General features: G+C 48.9%; 15 protein-coding genes. 11 read left to right on the top strand and 4 right to left on the bottom strand.

Annotated features, from left to right (window positions below; genetic code table 11):
• The first annotated feature begins 14 nt into the window (after positions 1–14).
• The 11 genes from P4D80_RS04510 (at position 15) to P4D80_RS04460 (ending at position 13,355) form a co-directional block, all read left to right on the top strand.
• Positions 15–1,253, top strand: coding sequence for a glycosyltransferase (locus P4D80_RS04510; protein ID WP_421657690.1), 1,239 nt, complete (start codon positions 15–17; stop codon positions 1,251–1,253).
• Between the two features lie 178 nt (positions 1,254–1,431).
• A complete protein-coding gene (locus tag P4D80_RS04505; RefSeq protein ID WP_421657689.1) occupies positions 1,432–2,499 on the top strand; it encodes a glycosyltransferase family 2 protein in 1,068 nt (355 codons plus the stop codon).
• A gap of 45 nt (positions 2,500–2,544) precedes the next feature.
• Positions 2,545–4,383: an ABC transporter ATP-binding protein gene (locus tag P4D80_RS04500; protein ID WP_421657688.1), complete on the top strand. Its 1,839-nt coding sequence runs from the start codon at positions 2,545–2,547 to the stop codon at positions 4,381–4,383.
• A 58-nt stretch (positions 4,384–4,441) separates the two neighbouring features.
• Positions 4,442–5,647, top strand: a complete 1,206-nt coding sequence (locus P4D80_RS04495; RefSeq protein ID WP_421657687.1) for a histidine phosphatase family protein — start codon at positions 4,442–4,444, stop codon at positions 5,645–5,647.
• 54 nt (positions 5,648–5,701) lie between these two features.
• Positions 5,702–6,736, top strand: coding sequence for an NAD-dependent epimerase (locus P4D80_RS04490; RefSeq protein WP_421657686.1), 1,035 nt, complete (start codon positions 5,702–5,704; stop codon positions 6,734–6,736).
• A gap of 123 nt (positions 6,737–6,859) precedes the next feature.
• Positions 6,860–8,491 carry an iron uptake porin gene (locus P4D80_RS04485; protein WP_421657685.1) on the top strand — a complete coding sequence of 544 codons (1,632 nt, stop codon included), beginning with the start codon at positions 6,860–6,862 and terminating at the stop codon, positions 8,489–8,491.
• Positions 8,492–9,059: 568 nt separating this feature from the next.
• Complete coding sequence (locus tag P4D80_RS04480; protein WP_421657683.1) at positions 9,060–9,614, top strand: DUF2808 domain-containing protein; 555 nt, start codon at positions 9,060–9,062, stop codon at positions 9,612–9,614.
• 221 nt (positions 9,615–9,835) lie between these two features.
• Positions 9,836–11,026, top strand: coding sequence for a Coenzyme F420 hydrogenase/dehydrogenase, beta subunit C-terminal domain (locus P4D80_RS04475; protein ID WP_421657681.1), 1,191 nt, complete (start codon positions 9,836–9,838; stop codon positions 11,024–11,026).
• Positions 11,027–11,172: 146 nt separating this feature from the next.
• Positions 11,173–11,364, top strand: coding sequence for a hypothetical protein (locus tag P4D80_RS04470; protein WP_421657679.1), 192 nt, complete (start codon positions 11,173–11,175; stop codon positions 11,362–11,364).
• Positions 11,365–11,425: 61 nt separating this feature from the next.
• On the top strand, positions 11,426–12,253 hold the full coding sequence (dapB, locus tag P4D80_RS04465) for a 4-hydroxy-tetrahydrodipicolinate reductase (RefSeq protein ID WP_421657678.1): 828 nt from the start codon (positions 11,426–11,428) through the stop codon (positions 12,251–12,253).
• 487 nt (positions 12,254–12,740) lie between these two features.
• Entirely contained in the window at positions 12,741–13,355 is a 615-nt protein-coding gene (locus P4D80_RS04460; protein ID WP_421657677.1) for a sensor histidine kinase, read from the top strand.
• Here P4D80_RS04460 and P4D80_RS04455 read toward each other — a convergent pair.
• From P4D80_RS04455 to P4D80_RS04440, 4 genes are all read right to left on the bottom strand, one after another.
• Positions 13,345–14,292 (bottom strand): cytochrome c biogenesis protein CcdA, encoded by a 948-nt coding sequence (locus P4D80_RS04455; RefSeq protein ID WP_421657676.1) that lies wholly within the window; start codon positions 14,290–14,292, stop codon positions 13,345–13,347. The genes P4D80_RS04460 and P4D80_RS04455 overlap by 11 nt on opposite strands.
• A 31-nt stretch (positions 14,293–14,323) precedes the next feature.
• Positions 14,324–15,241 carry a hypothetical protein gene (locus P4D80_RS04450; RefSeq protein WP_421657675.1) on the bottom strand — a complete coding sequence of 306 codons (918 nt, stop codon included), beginning with the start codon at positions 15,239–15,241 and terminating at the stop codon, positions 14,324–14,326.
• 34 nt (positions 15,242–15,275) lie between these two features.
• Positions 15,276–17,501, bottom strand: a complete 2,226-nt coding sequence (locus tag P4D80_RS04445) for an O-linked N-acetylglucosamine transferase, SPINDLY family protein (protein ID WP_421657673.1) — start codon at positions 17,499–17,501, stop codon at positions 15,276–15,278.
• A gap of 497 nt (positions 17,502–17,998) precedes the next feature.
• Complete coding sequence (locus P4D80_RS04440) at positions 17,999–18,541, bottom strand: type IV pilin-like G/H family protein (RefSeq protein WP_421657672.1); 543 nt, start codon at positions 18,539–18,541, stop codon at positions 17,999–18,001.
• Positions 18,542–18,620: the final 79 nt, after the last annotated feature.

Here is an 18,620-nt window from a genome sequence, read left to right as displayed (position 1 = left end):
AAGAGGGAAAAGCCATGAAGCCAAAAGTTTGCATCACGACAATCGAATATCCCCCTGATGTGGGTGGTGTTGGAGAATCGGTACATCGCATCGCCCACATGCTAATTGATAGTGGTTATGAGGTACATGTAGCGGTTTTTCGATCAAAGCAGCGCCTTGTTTCAGACGACAGCCGTAGACGCGCCAGTTGCAAAACCACGCTACAGGATGAGGTGTTTGTTCATCGAATCAAGTCAGCCGTGCGTCAACCAGAACCAGAAATTCAGGACTTTTTTGGAGATGTTTATTTTTACCTGAAACGTCTGTACCAGCAGCACCAGTTTAACTTGTTCCATGCCTTTTTCTTAAATGAAACGGGCTATGTAACGACGCTGCTGGCAAAGGAAAATGGTGTTCCAGTGATCAACAGTATTCGTGGGAGCGACCTGCATAAAAATATCTTCAGTCCTAAATTTCATGCTCAAACAGCCTGGACACTGGATAATTCTGACTGGGTAACCTTTGTCAGCCGGGATTTGCAGCGACGGGGTGCTGCAATCGCTCCCGGTATTTTGCTCAAATCCTCTGTTTTCTTAAACTCGATCGCCCCGATCAATTTTGAGCAGTTACCTACACCCGCATTAATGCATCAATTATCCGGGATAGTCATTGGCTCCAGTGGAAGGTTTCGAGACAAGAAAGGGATTGAATTTCTGCTGGATGCCTGTGCTGAGTTGAGTACAGAAATTGATCTGACGTTGCTGTTGATTGGTGATTTTGTTGAAAAGGAAAAAAGCTACTGGAAGCAAGAAATCCGGCAAAGTAAACTGGTTGCCCCCCCAGAGGCAAACAGTCGGTTGCAGATTACGGGCATTGTTAGCCGGGAAGAAGCACTGGCCTATCTACCCCATCTGGATATCTACGCGATTCCATCTCTCCATGATGGTTGCCCCAATGCCCTGTTAGAGGCTATGCTGGCAGGCTGCGCGATCGTTGGAACGAATGTGGACGCGATCGGTGAAATTCTGGCTGATGGTACCGCTGGATTGCTGGTTGAACCGGGTGACACTCCGCAATTAACCACCGCTCTTCGTCAGTTGGCAAACCAACCCGAACTGCGGCAACGCCTGGGCACGGGGGCAAGGAAAAAAGTATTGCAACAGCTATCACCCGCTATCGAACGGGAGAACTGGCTTCAGGTTTATCAACGAGTGTTGTGGCCTGAGCGATCGCCACAATTCAACCAAATGAGTGCTGTTTCAATGAACAAGTGACTATCGTCAGCGAAGTAGAGCGATCAGGAGAGTTTGATGCATTTCGTATCACACGATCTAATGGCACTGTGATTGAGATTCGCTCTCCTGAAGGCCCTCCACCATGGGCGGGTGGCTCGAACCGAAATCAACCTCAATCGCAACCCAATAGCTCGTTCAAGTAATTGGAGATTTCACGATGTCTCAACCCAACGTCACAATTGTTGTTTCCCCACGGGAGCGCTTTAGTTTTACGCAACAAAACCTGGAAAGCATTTATGCCCACACAGCGATTCCCTTCTCGCTGATTTATGTCGATGGGGGTTCTCCGGCAAACATTCAACGCTACTTGATGGCACAGGCACAAGTTAAGGGATTCAAATTGATCCGAACGGAACAGTACCTGGCACCCAATCAGGCGCGGAATCTGGCAATTCCCCATGTGAATACCCGGTATTTGCTATTCATTGACAACGATGTGGTGGTCAGTCCGGGTTGGCTGGATCACCTACTGCAATGTGCAGAAGAAACCGGGGCTGCGATCGTCTGTCCACTGACCTGTATCGGCAAGGAGTTGCACCAGACGATTCATCTGGCAGGCGGTGAAGCCCGCATTCTGGAAGAAGAAACTGAAAAAGGAATCAAGCGCAAAGTCCATGAAAAACATTACTTTGTCAACCGCCCGGTAGCAGATGTGCGCGATCAACTGCAACGACAACAGTGCGAGTTTGCGGAGTTTCACTGTATGCTGGTGCAGGCTGACGTGTTTCGCCAGGTTGGTTTGCTGGATGAGGGTTTACTCAGCACTCGCGAACATATCGACTTTTGCCTGAGTGTTACACAGGCAGGTGGAACCGTTTTTTGTGAACCCGCCTCAGTGGTGACGTATGTGCCGGAGTTACAGTTTAATCTGGCAGATCTTTCCTTCTTTCTGTTGCGCTGGAGTGATGCCTGGGAAATTGCCAGCCTGGAACATTTTTCTCACAAGTGGAACTTGTCCCAGAAAGATCGGTACTTCAAAAAACGGTATGAACGTTTAGGGCATCGGCGACACAAAGCATTTCTGAAACCCCTGCTACGTCGCCTTACGCTGGGACGGCATAGCCCAAAACTGGAACAGTGGGCCATAACGATTGAGCGATCGCTCAACCGTTGGATCAGCGATCGCCACGCTAAACACTTAATCAATAGCCAGATTCCCCATCAAGTGCTGAATTTTGAGCGCTCAGAGCCTGTTCCAGAGAAAGTTTTGAGTTTTGAGTGCTAATCATCCTCTACTCCCATTCCCGACTGCCTACTCTCCTTTCTTACTATGAAGCGTTTAGACTCCAAAAGTATTCGAGAATCGTTTCCAGGAATTGGGCGCATCTTGACGCGGTTTGCACCGCAGATTCGGCAGCAGAAATGGTTGCTAATGGCATCATTCGTGTCGCTGATGGCAGAGATTATCCTGCATTTACTGGAACCCTGGCCCCTCAAGTTTATTTTTGACTACATTTTGCTCAGGGATGTCAGTCTTAAATCTCATCCACTGCCATTTTTGAACAGCCTCAGCCCGGTTGTGCTGCTGACAAGTTTAGCGCTGGGATTAGTGGCGATCGCCGCTCTCCGTGCTGCGGCTGCCTATTTCAGCATTGTTGGGATGGCATTAGCTGCAACCAATATTCTGACTGAAGTGAGGGCTGATCTGTATAGCCATCTCCAGCGTCTCTCCCTCACCTTCCATAACAAAGCCAGAACCGGTGATCTGATTACTCGCGTCACCTCCGATGTTGAGCGCCTGCGAGAGGTTACCGTTGTGGCGGTGATGCCTTTGCTGGCGCATTCTCTGACGCTGGTAGGGATGATTGGAGTAATGTTCTGGATGAACTGGGAACTGGCGCTGATTGGGGTAGCGATCTTTCCCATTTTTCTGTTTTCTATGGTGCGTTTGACGCGCAAAATTCGCCACATCGTCAAGGTCCAACGCTTACGGGAAGGGGCGATCGCGGCAAATGCTGCCGAAGCCATTGGTGCTATCAAAGTCGTGCAAGCACTCTCCCTGCACGACATGCTGGAGCGCGATTTCTCCAACCACAATCAGCACAGCTTGAAAGCCAGCAACCAGGCGCAGCGGTTCTCCGCCGCACTGGAGCGGATGATGGAACTGCTGGTTGGGATTGCCACCGCGTTGGTGTTATGGCGGGGAGTCCATCTAGTCATGGACAAAATGCTAACCCCAGGAGATTTGCTGGTATTCATTAACTATTTGCGGATTGCCTTTAAGCCAATGCGCCAGCTCGCTAAATATACCGGACAAATTGCTAAAGCAACGGCATCGGGTGAGCGGATTTTAGATGTGCTAGATACGGTGCCTGATGTTCAGGATAGTCGGGGGGCAATCGCGGCTCCTCCCTTTAAAGGAAGGGTCAAGTTCGCGAACGTTAGCTTTGCCTATGAAGCGGGCAAACCAATTTTGCAGCATCTGAGCTTTGCCGTTGAACCTGGTCAGCATGTGGCGCTGGTAGGCCCCTCGGGGGGGGGCAAATCAACCCTAGTCAGTCTGTTGCTACGCCTGTATGACCCGGTAGAAGGCAGTATTTCAATTGATGGATTAGATTTACGTGCCTATCAGTTGCGATCGCTGCGTCAACAAATCAGCATCGTGTTGCAAGACAGCACTCTATTTGCCGCCAGCGTTAGAGATAACATCGCCTACGGACGCTTAGGCGCAACCCAGGCCGAAATTGAACAGGCTGCACGACTAGCCAACGCCCACAATTTCATTTTGAACCTGCCGCAGGGATACGACACGATTTTAGGCGAACGGGGTGCCACTCTGTCGGGGGGACAACGGCAACGGATTGCGATCGCCCGGGCGGCTATTCGCCATGCTCCCATCGTCATCCTCGACGAACCCACCGTTGGCTTAGATAACGAAAACGAACGAGCTGTTACCGAAGCTCTGGAACGGTTGACCCAGGGATGCACGACCTTCTGGATTTCTCACAACCTGAGAGCTACAGAATCCGCAGACCTTATCCTCTACATCGAAGCCGGACAAGTTTTGGAACGGGGCACCCATAGCGAACTCATCAGCCTGGGTGGTCGATATGCCGCCCTCTACGCCATTCAGTCGGCTCTGGATGAGAATCACTTGGCGGTTCAATGAATGGGATAAGGGATGATCCTGAACTACCCCTAAAAACCTATGTCACTTCTCACCAATTATGTCACTTCTCACCAATATTGATTGGGAAATAACTTCTCCCACTGGCACTCGTGTCATTCTTGTACGCCACGGACAAAGCACTTACAATGCCGAAAAGCGGCATCAGGGAAGTTGTGACGATTCGGTATTAACCCCAAAAGGACGGCGCACCGCTTATCAAACTGGATTGCTGTTACGAGAACTGAAAATTGCTGTGCTCTATGTCAGTCCCTTGCGGCGGGCTCAGGAAACAGCACAGGAAATGATGGCTGCGATCGCCACTAAAACCAACCAACTTCCTACAGTCACCATTGATTCCGCTCTAAAGGAAATTTCTCTCCCTCTGTGGGAAGGGTTGCCGTACCAAACTGTGCGGGAGCAGTTTGCAGAAGACTACCACTGTTGGAAAGAACAGCCGCACCAGTTTCAAATGATGGTTTATGGGGAAAGTAACCAGGTACCAACAGGTTCCTCAACCCTTGTCAATCTGACAAAACACGGCTATCCTGTCCTGGAATTGTATGAGCGCACTCAACGGTTCTGGCAGAAAATATTGCCCCAACATCGGGGAGAAACAATTGTTATAGTTTCCCATGCTGGAACAAATCGTGCCCTCCTGAACACCGCCCTTGGCATGAGCCCAAGCCGCTTCCACAGCCTGCAACAATCCAACTGTGGCATCAGTGTCCTGCATTTTTCTAGTAGCCCAGAACAGCTAGCCCGTCTAGAGAGATTAAACTCAACCGACCATCTGGGAGAGGCGTTACCTAAACTAAAGGAGGGCAAGCAAGGGCTGCGGTTGTTAGTTGTACCTTCTGACGGAACCAACCCTGGTCGTATTCAAACCCTGGCGCAACGACTGGAATCAGTTGTGATCGACTTTAGCATCAGTAACGATCTAGATTGCACTCAACTTACCACTAAACAACTCTTGCAACAGCATCCCCAAACGGTTCAGTTTCCTATCTTGCGGGACGACTTTCCCCAGGCATGGCAGCAAACCTTAGCATCTCGCCACCCTCAGGCACCTACTGTGGGGGTTAATGAGAATCGTCCTTTGACAGCACTGGTGGTTGCCCAAGAAGCGATCGCCCTAAAACTGCTGAGTCAATTACTTGACATTAAACCTCAACACTTGCATCTCCATCACGATACTCTCACCGTCATTCATTATCCACAAACATCAAATAATCCCATTTTGCAGTCGATGAATATTGGTCATTAGTTAATAGTCACTGATTTTTATATCGCAAACAATTATGAATTGGAGAATCTTCCGATGAATGTATTGATTACTGGAGTGGCTGGCTTTATTGGATATCACCTGGCCAGACGATTGTTAGAGGACGGTGTTCAAGTTTACGGAGTTGATAACTTGAATGCCTACTACGATGTCAATCTTAAGAAAGATCGATTAGCTCAGCTTTATCCAAAGGATAATTTCACTTTTTACCAATTGGATCTGAGCGATCGCATCCAGGTTGCCCAACTGTTCCAGGAAAAGACCTTTAATCAGGTCATTCATTTAGCGGCTCAGGCAGGGGTACGCTATTCTCTAGAAAATCCCTGGGCCTACATCGACAGCAACATTACCGGATTTGTCAATGTCCTGGAAGGGTGTCGCCAATCAGCTATTCAACATTTAATCTTTGCTTCGTCAAGTTCAGTGTATGGAGCAAACACTAAGATTCCTTTCGCAACGAGCGATAACGTAGACTACCCAATTTCGCTATACGCTGCCACCAAAAGGTCTAATGAATTGCTTGCCCATACCTACAGCCATCTGTATGGTATACCTACCACCGGACTGCGCTTTTTCACAGTCTACGGCCCTTGGGGACGACCAGACATGGCCTATTTCAAATTTGTGCAAGCGATCGCCAACAACAAACCCATCGATGTTTATAACAATGGCAATATGCAGCGTGACTTCACCTACATTGATGACATCATTGAAGGCATCGTGCGCGTCATGGAACAGCCTCCCCACGAGCTATATATCACTTCTAGTACAAACTTTTCACCGAATAGCAATGCTCGCTATCGCCTTTTCAACATTGGCAATCATAATCCAATTAAGCTACTCGACTTTATTCGAGTGATTGAACAGGCACTGGGGAAAAAAGCAACTTTAAATTTTCTACCGATGCAACCAGGAGACGTACCTGCAACCTGTGCTGATGTGGATGATTTGATTCAAGCAGTCGGGTTTAAACCGACTACAACCATTGAAAGGGGCATTCATCAGTTCGTGCAATGGTATCAACATTATTATCAAACACAACTGCTAACTCAGCCATTGATTTTCTGCTAATGTATTTTCAGTAAAAAAATTGATTTTGTGAGGAGTTGAAAACCTGTGAGTATTCAAATCAGCAGTTTGCTACTACCTTCTCTTACCAAGGCTCTATCCACCTGGGACTGGTGAGTATCAACCATGAAAATCTGGTTCTCTTCAGGACTGTATGTCCTGATTGGATTTACCTTGGTGATGAATCCAACCCTTGCTACAGAAAACTCACAACCCACTCCACCTGATGTAGCGCTTAACTCGCCAGATCCACCTTCTGCCGTACCGAAAACACCAAAATCTCCTTCCTCCCAAAATCCTGCCACTCCGACTAATCCGATTCTGGACTGGGATGGGTCTGCTGATCCAATGAATAGAGTCACCAGTGTGGCTGAGTTATCGGATGTGAAGCCGGGCGATTGGGCATACCAGACGCTTGCAGACCTGATTCAACGATATGGAGCGATCGCAGGCTACCCCAATAGAACCTTCCGTGGAAATCGCCCTCTCACCCGTTACGAGTTTGCCGCTGCCCTGCAAGCCGCAATTCCAAGGGTTGATCTCTCAACATTTGCCACAAAAAAAGACCTGGAAGATCTGCAACGATTACAGTCAGAGTTTGCGAAAGAGTTAGAGATTGTAAAGGGGCAAGCCACCCGTTTGGAGCGGCTGATTCGTCCTGTATCTGAAACAACCAAATTAACGGGAGAAGTCATTTTTGCTCCTATTGTGGTCGGCAGGGCAGAAAAAACTAACAGAAATCAACCTACGGATAGCGAATTCACGGTGAGCAGTCGTGCCAAGTTAAACCTTCTGACCAGTTTGGGCCGTAGAATTCTGCTGCGAACCACTCTGAATTTCAGCAATATTCCAGCAATTCAGCGGGCAGCCGGAACGGATATGGCACGGCTGAGCTTTCAGGGTAATACAGATAATCAGCTAGAACTGGATGAGTTGAGCTTGCGTGCTCGGCTCAGCAAACAAGTAACTCTGGTTACATTTGCAGCAGGAGGGGGGCTGAATAGGTTCACGGAAACGCTTAATCCATTTCTGAGCAGTAGTAGTCGGGGCAGTATTTCTCGGTTTGGGCAGCGCAATCCCATCTATCGTCAGGGAGGTGACGCGGGGTTAGGATTTAACTTTCGGCTGAGTAAACAAGTCAGTCTGGATCTTGGCTACCTGGCAGATCGCGTCAATAAACCTGGGGTTGGTCTGGGAAATGCTTCCTATGGCGCGATCGCCCAGCTCACCTTTGAATTTAGCAAAACATTTGGTCTGGGGCTTACCTATGTCCGCTCCTTCAACAGCCTGGATACCAATACGGGTAGCGATCGCGCCAATGACCCCTTCAACAATCGCAGCAATGCCATCACCGCCAATTCCTTTGGCCTGGAAACGACGATTGGGGTCAGCAGAAACCTGGCGCTATCCGGTTGGGTTGGTTTCTCTCGCGTTACCGCAACAGACTTACCCAACAACCCATCTGCCAATGTGTTGAATTGGGCAGTAACGTTAGCGTTTCCCGATTTGGGCCAGGAAGGGAATTTGCTAGGAGTTGTTATTGGTCAACCGCCCAAAGTGACCGTTAATGAGTTTCAAGTCAGAAGGAACCCTTTTCGAGATGAAGACACATCATTACATTTAGAAACGTTTTACCGGATTCGCCTGAGTAAAGGTATCAGCATCACTCCAGGATTACTGATTATCACCAACCCAGAGCATAATCAGGAAAATGAGCCGATTTTTATCGGAACTGTGCGAACCACATTTAGTTTCTAATCTTTAGTTTCTAATCCAGTAGCTGGGCCCAATTAAATCCTGGGCCTAATTAAATTAAGGATAATTTTTGGGGTGTAAGGGGTGAAACCCTCTGCCTGGGGCGCAGCCCTACTCCCCCTTCACAATTCATTGTGGATAACTACTGAACTAAATTGAAAACAGAAGTCAGGAGGTAGAAGACAGAAACCAGAAGCCACAGGTCAGAGGTTATTTTCAAAATAGCTAAGTAGCGAGGCACAATTAAATTAAGGATGATCTTGGGTGTAGAGGGAGTGAACCCCCGCCTGGGGGCGCAGTCCACTCCTCCTCTTACCAATTAAGTATGACTACCTCTTAACAGTCAATCGTTTATTTTCATTTACAGTGCTGCGATAGTTCATGATAACTAGTTTCTAATTCATCTTAACTTTTCTCCATTCTTCAAGTTTCTCCATTGCACTGACTCGGCGTATTCTGAAATACAATTTTGATTAAAATACAATTTTGATCAAGTTTAATCCTGCTCTGTTTCCTAATTTGGTTCTTAGTTTGGTTCTTAGTTTAAGCGTTGATTCGGAGTGCGTTTACCATGAGATTTCCCTGGCAATCTCTAATCAGCACAACATTATGCATTAGTTTCTTCAATGTGACTCCTCTAGATGCGGGGGCGATTGAACTGGCAGATGGCACCACCTATTTCCTTAACCCACCCCGTCTTTTATCTGCCTTCTCCAGTCAAGATGGTACCTACATTTGGGGAGCAACCTATTATTTCACCCTAAACCTGCCGGAAAATGCCGGAAGACCGCTTCAAAAAATCGCGATCGTTCAAGAAGGTGGCTTAGGTCGTCCTCTTTTTGATGCAGATAATACAAGAGCCTTTGAGGGTACTCGTAATCGTCCTGGAACAAATCTGCCTATCAAACAGGTAGAGTTTAACCCCGATTTCCCTGCTCTAACGGTTGAATTTGAACAACCCATCCTTCCCGGCACTACAGTTACAATTCGTCTGTATCCAGTCCGAAACCCTGGTATTGCCGGAACCTACTTATATGGCGTAACCGCATTTCCCACCGGGGAAAGACCCTACGGCCAATACCTTGGAGTCGGACAAATTCGGATTTACGATAGCAATCTCGATTGATTAGGGTATTCCAGGTAAGACAGCACTGGCTCCAGCTCTCCTAATGGCAAGGGAGGAGTTGCAGGGTTGGGTCAAGCTATAAACCAATTGCAGGCATATGATCTCAGCCTCATGAGGATTGGGTTTCCTTCGAGCATCCTAAATACTTATCCCAACCTATTACAGAGTGCAAGATTGAGGTATGGTGATCAACAGTGAGCTTTAATAAACATCTCCATTCCATGCCCCTAGCCCCTCATAAAAAGGCAAAAGCCCTTAAATCGACCAGTCGGCGTCCCGCAAAGGAACTGTGCAGCGAATGTGGGCTGTGCGACACCTACTACATTCACTACGTTAAAGAAGCCTGCGCCTTTATTAATCAACAGATTGCAGAACTGGAAAAACAGACCCACGATCGTAGCCGCAATCTCGAAAATCCCGATGACTGGTATTTTGGCGTTCACCAGGACATGATGGCAGCACGAAAGCGAGAACCGATTCCGGGAGCCCAATGGACGGGGATTGTGAGTACTATCGCCATTGAAATGCTGACCCGGGGCCTGGTAGAAGGGGTTGTCTGTGTTCAGAATACAAAAGAGGACCGCTTTCAGCCCAAACCTGTCATTGCCCGCACTCCTGAAGAAATTTTGGCGGCACGGGTCAATAAGCCCACTCTGTCACCCAATCTGTCGGTATTGGAACAGGTAGAACAGTCGGGCATGAAGCGATTACTTGTGATTGGAGTGGGTTGTCAAATTCAAGCACTGCGGGCCGTTGAAAAACAATTGGGGCTGGAAAAGCTCTACGTGCTGGGCACCCCCTGTGTGGATAACGTCACCCGCGCCGGGTTACAGAAGTTTCTGGATACCACCAGCCAATCGCCTAATACTGTCGTTTATTACGAATTCATGCAGGATTTCCGCGTCCACTTCAAGCACGAAGATGGTTCGCTGGAAACGGTGCCCTTCTTTGGTTTGAAAACCAATCAACTGAAGGATGTATTTGCCCCCTCCTGCATGAGCTGTTTTGACTACGTAAATTCTCTAGCTGACCTGGTGGTCGGTTATATGGGTGCACCCTTTGGCTGGCAATGGATTGTGGTACGCAACGATCGCGGCCAAGAAATGCTCGACCTGGTTCATGACCAGCTTGAAACGCAACCTGTGACGTCTCAGGGCGATCGCCACAATGCTGTTCAGCAAAGCATTCCCGCCTATGATAAAGGAGTGACCCTACCCATGTGGGCCGCCAAACTGATGGGAGTTGTGATCGAAAAAATCGGGCCTAAGGGGCTGGAATACGCCCGCTTTTCCATTGACTCCCACTTCACGCGCAACTATCTCTACGTTAAACGCAACCATCCCCAGAAATTAGAAACCCATGTACCAGAATACGCCAGGCGGATAGTCGGCCAGTATAAGCTTCCAGAGTGAGTCTCTTTTGAGGTTTTGCTGAGGCTAGATCACAAAAGAAATAAAAAATTTGTATATTTTGCTACTTTTTCTGTCATTCTTTCATCAAATTTGAAATAATGGGGAATAATACGAACGTTAGAAAGCCGTCAATTCGAGGTTGAGTGATGTTTGAGTGCCCTAATATTCCCCGTCCCAAAACTTCCAAGGAACTGGAACAGGCAATTCGCCGCTATCGCACCAGTGATTTGAAAGGAGTTGACCTGTTCTGTCAGTGGCTGGCGATTCGGGACGCCTCCTTAGAGCAAAATGGTTCAGAATTTGAAGGCGATCGCATTCCTGGAGAAGACAGTTATTAGCGAATCGAGTGGCTTCCCGGTTTAGAATACCTAAGTCCACTCAATCTTTACGAGTCAAGTTATGACCAACCAGCTTCCCATCCCGGTTCTAGTCAATGGTGCAGCGGGCAAAATGGGGCGCGAGGTCGTCAAAGCCGTTGCCCAGGCAGAAGATATGACGCTGATGGGGGCGGTGGATTTCAATCCAGAGCATCTGGGTAAGGATGCGGGAGAACTGGCTGGCTGTGGGACGCTGGAAGTCCCAATTACCAATGAATTTCAGCCTATGCTAGCGTTTGTCTCCCAGGAAAAGCAGCTTGCTGTCATGGTAGACTTTACCCACCCAGATTCGGTTTATGAAAACATCCGGTCTGCGATCGCCTACGGAGTTCGTCCAGTCGTTGGTACCACAGGTTTAAGCCCAGAACAGATTCAGGATTTGGCTGAATTCGCTGACAAAGCCAGCACTGGCTGTCTCATCGTTCCCAATTTTTCCATTGGGATGGTTTTGCTCCAGCAAGCTGCCATTCAGGCTTCCCAATACTTTGACCACGTCGAAATTATTGAACTGCACCACAACCAGAAAGCCGACGCCCCCAGTGGCACTGCTCTCCAAACAGCTCAAATGCTGGCAGAGTTTGGCAAATCCTTCAACCCACCCAGTGTTCAAGAAACTGAAAAGTTAGCTGGAGCCAGAGGCAGCAAAGCTGATGCCAATGTTCGCATTCACAGCGTCCGGTTACCCGGTTTAATTGCCCATCAAGAAGTTATCTTTGGCGCCCCTGGTCAAATTTACACCTTGCGTCACGACACCAGCGATCGCGCCTGCTACATGCCCGGTGTCCTACTGGCCATTCGCAAAGTTATCCAACTCAAGACTCTAGTGTATGGGTTAGAGAAGATTTTGTAGAAGTTAGGCGTACTGACCACAAAGCTGTACCTGGAGAGTACTGTTAGCGATAGCGTAACGCCACCGATCAAGTGGGAATAACGTCTTGTGTCATTACAGTTAGGAGACAGTTAGGAGTTGTTCATTGTTAGTGATTAGCGAGAGGGGAGTGGATGGGTGGATGCCCCTTCCCTCCGTTCCCCGCTTCTGACTCCTGGCTCCTGATTCTCTTATTTCACACCTGATTCCCTTACTTCACAAATGCTGTGACATAGCTTAAGTCACTGATAATTCTGAGTAAATCTTAAGAAAAAGCAAAAATCTCAGCAAAAAGCTGAAAAATTGTTACTTTCCTTAACAAGAAAGATTATGATTATTAGCATAACAACTACCTTTATTGGACACTATGTCCCAACAGAGCGCTCCTACACAAGTTCGCTCGAATTCTTTGCAGCAGATACAGGCAGAGAATGCTGAGCTTAGAAAATATTTATCCGCTCAAAAATCTGTGATTGAATCCTTGGAGCGGAGGGTGGGACGATCGCTCGAAGCATTTGTCAAGCAACTCCGTTGTCTGACAGAATCACCCCAGGGCTGTCCCGATTGGCAACCGCATCTGGATTCTATGCAGCAGGAAGTCAGTAGTCTATGTGACTTGATTGCGGATGCCATGCTGCTGCAAAAACTAGAAGCTGGCAAAGTCTCTGTTCGCCTTGAGTCCCTCGATCTCTATCCGTTATTAGAATCGGTTAGCCGTCATCTGATAAACACAAAAGCGGGAAGCACTGTTCGTCTGGTTTGTGAGATTGATCCACGGTTACCCCATGTTCTGGCAGACCGGGAACTGACTGAAGCAGTTTTGACCGATTTGTTGGCAAGGAGCATGAAATATTCCGATCCCGGCTCTCCAGTTGTTTTGGCAGCGAGATCGGTTGCAGGTAAAGTTTTTTTACAAGTAACCGCTCAGCGGTTTGCATCACCGGGCGATCGCGACTTTGCAACGGAAGTCGTTCTTTGCTGCCGTCAAATTGAAGTGCAGAACGGTCAGGTAACCTGCCAGCACCATCCCGATGGCTTGCAAACAGTAGTCATCACTCTTCCAGTGGCTCCTGCTACATTTTGAGAGTGGCGACAATCCAGCGACTGCCATCAACCACATAAAAACCACCAACCAGCAGCATTGCCAGACTGGCCAGGTGAATAATAGCTTCTGAGTGTTTTAGTAGGCCGCCAGTTTGTTTGGCTAGGCCGGTAAACAAACTGGCCAAAAAAATAATTACGGTGTAACCCAGAGCGTAACTAACCATTGTGAGTACGCCTGTGAGTACGCCCAATCCTTGAGAACCCGTCGCTGCACCTGCCGCCAGAACTGCAAACATAACCGGGCTGGTGCAGGGCGAACTTACTAACGCAAAAGTGAGCCCAACCCCATAGGGACCCGCAAGCAGCCCACGGATTCTACCAACTAATATACCAACTAATAAAGTAGAATTTTTTCGATGCTTCCCTTCCAATGGCTCCACAACTTGCACAAAATGCGGCAGCGGCAGAGGTAAGCGAATAATTCCAGCCAGGCTCAAACCCATGACCAGAATGATCATTCCAACCAGGACATGAAAGTAGCCGCGAAACCGAATCAGCACGATCGCAGCCAGGGAAGAAAACAAACCAAACAAGCTCAGGACTGTGACGACTCCCAAAACAAACAAACCTGCCTTAGAAAAGGCATCACGCCGAGAGGTAATTTCACGGGTGCCAATATAACTGAGGTTGACGGGCAACAAAGACAAAATGCAGGGCGAAATACTGGCAACCAGCCCTCCAGCAAAAGACAGAACCAGCAACAGCGGCAAATTCGTTGTTAGATTCTGCTGTTGAAACCACTGCCGATACTGGCTTCCCAAATCAGTCACAAATCGATCGAAGGCCCGTAGAGTTCCCACCCGGTTGAGGGATTCAACTCCCAACACCGTAAGCGCGACTGCAATACCAAGCAGCATGAACAGGAGAACCTTTGTCAGCCGGGAAGCTCGAAACAGGCTTTTAGTATCCTTTGTCATTTGAGCACTTTTGTCAGCTATGGCAGGGGAATTAGCCACCAAAATTACGAGAACCTTGATAACCCGAAAGATTAGCAAGCTCCTGTAAAGGATACCCACCCGGTGGGTAAAGGCGACCATTAATTTCCCATGTGGGGTAGGCAGCAATGTTTGCCTGGTTGCACAGGTCAGGCTGAGGATTGGAACCGCCAGGATCGCATTCTACATAAGTGATCTGGCTGAAGGCTGCTTCACCAAACTGTTCACGTTGCCAGTTGCAAACCGAACACCAGTAGGTGCCATACATCTTTGCCCCGCCTTTCCTCAGGTGCATCGCCAAAGCCATTTGAGGGCTGCTGGCAACAGGTTCAGGCGCACTGTTGGAAGAGGAATTTGAGGCAACTGATGTAGCGGGTGGGGGAGTTTTGAGGTCTTCGATGCGGGTCTGGGCAAGGCGGGCATTTGCCCGATCGCCCTGTTGTGAGAAGAGTTGGGCGGCTTTGTTAAAGTCGGCGATCGCCTGCTCCCGGTGACCCATTGCGGCGTACTCATCGGCCCGGTTGAGGTAAGCTGCTGCAAAGCCAGAATCCAGTTTAATGGCCTGGTTGTAATTCTGAATTGCAGCCTGACGCTTCCGCAAACCAGAGTAAGCGATCCCACGCCCCAGGTAAGCCTCTGCCAGGCGCACATCGGCCTGGATCGCCCGATTGAAGGTACTCAATGCCCCATTCAGGTCGCCTTTGGAAAGCTTTTCAACGGCCTGGTTATTGAGAGCCACAGCTTTTGGATTTCCCTTTCTGAGGGGTTTTGCTACAGGAGCTGGCAGCGCTTCTGGGGATGGACTGGGAATGACTGAAGGGGATGCCTGAGACTGGATACTCCTGGAATCTACCGACTGAGGCTTCTGAGTAGACGAGGAACAGCCTACCGCCATTGCCAGAAGAGCGATCGCCAATAGCTGACGCCCCATTGATGTAAAACGGATTATTGGAGTTATTACGATTTTAATGGCACATTTCCCACATCTTTTCATAAGCATTCTCCATTTGTCGGGTAAATGCTTTGGCGTTCCATAGTGGAGCTGTTGCACGAGATTTCCATAGCTTCCAGGCAATCTGTTGACGCAGTTGAGGGTCTTTCCCAAGGCGCACGCCCCATTCCACATATTCTTCATCCGTCCAGGCAATACCTTCTGTAATGCCTGCGTTAACCATCATGGTGTAGCTATTGCGGCTGGAAAAATGTTCTCCCACTCGCGTCACCATTGGAATTCCTATCCACAAAGTTTCTAGCGTTGTGGTTGCTCCGTTGTAGGGGTAGGTATCTAGCACCACATCGGCAATTCCCAGATTGGCCCGGTGGGTTTGCTCTTCTGCAACATCCGGCAAGAATCTCAATCGAGAAACATCTACTTCCATTTCCGCGGCCATTTGTAAAAAGTACTGCTGAATGGATCCTTCATCGTTAATTCCCTTAATCAGGAAGTAGCTGTTGGGCACAGCTTTGATGATTTGCAACTGCGATCGCACTGTATCGGGATGGCGCTTGTAGGCACTTTGCCCACTCCAGTAAATGACTGCATCGCCTGGGATATTCAAATCTTCGCGTCGCAACGTCGGCACTCCAACTTCAAACCCATCGACTGCAATGTAGGTCTGGGGTAAGCGCCAAATTTTTTCGGAATAGTGATTTTCGGCGTAATCTGGCAACACATAGGGATCGGCGATATAGTAATCAATCGCCGGAATTCCAGAGGCATCCCAACCCAGCCAGGTCACCTGCACAGGCGCAGGCTTTAGCATCATCACCTCACAGATGATGTCTGCTGTAATACTATCCAGGTCAACCAGGATGTCAATTTCATCTTCAAAAATTCGGCTGGCAATTTCCTGACTATCTCGTCCCAGAATCCGTGAGTGGTGCACCCGTTCCATAAACCAGCGCTGCAAGCTATCTGTCACAGGCTCCTGAGAATTCCAGAAGTAGCCGTAGAGATGAAACCGCTCCCGGTCGTGGTAGTTAAACAACCAGCGGCTGAGCCAGCCAACGGAATGCCGCCTCATACAGTGGGAAACATAGCCAATTCGGAGGGGGCGCGTTCTATCGCGACGGGCAGAGCGAGTGGCAAAACCCTGTTGGAAGCGATCAACCAGTTCCCTGGAATAGGTTTGCACACTGAACTGACACACCCTCATCAAACGGTTCTGGTTCAACCGATTTTTTACCAGTGAGTCGCGGATGTAGGGCTGGCAGAAGGTGGAGGTCGTCAATTGAAAAACCGTCGCCTGGTCGAGCGGCTCTACCTGAGTATTGACCAGGTCTTCAATTAAGGTATCTTGATGTTCAAAAATCGGGAAAATACTATCCCAGTAGCCCCCTGCCCGCAGCAGCGATCGCAGCATCACAAATGCCCCAAACACCTGATCGGGCAATGCGCGGGCGATCGTGCAATACTGCCGCGCAGCCTCAATCCCTTCTGCGTGCCGATTGGCATTCTGGTAGAAGTGCGACAGGTGGCCCAGAATCGATAAATTGTTTGGCAGCACCTCCAGGCATCGTTTTGCGTAATCAACCGCCACCAGCGGTTGCCCCATATTATTGGCAATTTCGATCGCCCGGTGCATCAGCACCAACACAAACTCCAGAACTTGGGAACTGTGCTTCAGACAGGCGGTTGCAAAATCCAGGGTAATCGGTTCCAGGGGAGCAATGGCGAGAAGGCGCTTTAAGGTCTGTAAAAGCAACTCAGAATCTACCGCATCTCTGGTTGCGGTCCCATGCATTAGGGGAATCACCCCCAGATCAGCCAGGTTTTCGACGGAAAAAGTACCCAACTCAATTGAAAGCTGCACCAGATGGAGCAAATTGGTTAAATTCCCTGGAGCAATTTCCCGGATGTGTTGGCGAATAGCCCAGGCCATTGAATAATCACCAGCTCCTTCCCGTCGCTCAACCTCAGCACTTAAAACAGAAACCAATTCTGCTGTCCATTGCTGCACCTGGCTGGTGTCTCCCTCCACCATTGCCAGCATCCATACCGTTTGGGCCTCAGCCTCCTGCTCCTGCAAAAGCAATGCCAACCCCAGATACCAGCAGTGCATTTTGGTTTCAGGTTCCGCTTCAATTAGCCGCTGGTACAGGTCGACTGCCTGAGTATAATTTCCTGCCAGCAAACATTGTTCTGCCTGCTGCCGCCAGCCAACCACTTCACTAGGAGTTGCCTCAATCATCGCCGCTATGGTGTAAGTTCATCGTGAATTCTAAGTAAGTAGCCAGACGCAATTACCAGACGCAATTAAATTAAGGATAATTTTGGGGTGGAGGGGGTGAACCCCCCTTGCCTGTGGGCGCAGCCCCCACTCCCCCCTTTACAATTAATGATGGCTACCTACTTAAGAGTTCCCGTATTGACTAGAAATACAGCGGTAGTCATTGTGGTTAGAACGGGGTGCAGGGGTGGAACCCCTGGCTGGGGGCGAAGCCCCAACTCCCTTTCTAATTCCAATGTCCTAACGCACCTGCGTAGAGCTATACTTAGGGACTCGCTGAGAAATAACCTTCCACTTTCATCCACCCATCCACCCCGTTTAATCTGGGATTTTATTTGTACGCTGATCCCTTACTATGGCAGGAGTCACCCACAAAACAGCGAGAGTGGATAGAAACTCTACCCACTCTCGCCAGGTTCTAGACCAAAATCACTGCGAAGGAGGTGATTGTAACCTTTTTAGTTGAGCAGAGGCTCGAAGTCGTTGGTGCAGGAAGGACCATTGGAAGCGTTAGCCGCACCAAATGTAACGCCATTAGGGTTACCATTGGTAGGCTTGGAACTCTGACACAGAATAGCCAGAGTGGTTGCTTCGTTCTGAGCGGTGAGGGCAACCTGTACACCACCTGTGTGTGCCCGTAGGGTGTTGGTGTTCTTGGGATAGGACAGGTTTTTAGCAGAGGTGTTGTTTGGATTATCGATAGCGTAGGTATAGTTCACGCTATCAGTGTTGATACCCAGACCCAGGAGAGAAATTGAGCTGGCAAAGGTATTTTTCTCCAGGAAGTAAGCTTGCTGGGTGCGGTTCATAGAACCAACGTATTGCTTGGACTCAGATTCCTTAGCCTTGTTTGCCTGATTCAGGAAGGAGGGCAGAGCGATTGCAGCCAGAATACCAATGATGATGATAACCACCAGCAGCTCAATCAGAGTGAAGCCTTCTTCTGGCTTTTTCTTCTGAGCCAGGTGCTGGATGAACTTAGCTTTGAATTCAGATTTCATGAGAGGTTTCTCCTTTAAGATGCGGGGTACTTGGTTCTAACTCCTGGATGTAACGTACCCCTCTCACTACGGTTTCATA

Source organism: Leptothermofonsia sp. ETS-13, assembly GCF_049200465.1.
Classification (GTDB): Bacteria; Cyanobacteriota; Cyanobacteriia; order Leptolyngbyales; family Leptolyngbyaceae; genus Leptothermofonsia.
The sequence above is the reverse complement of the archived record's forward strand: the minus strand, read 5'-3'. Positions and strand labels throughout refer to the sequence as shown.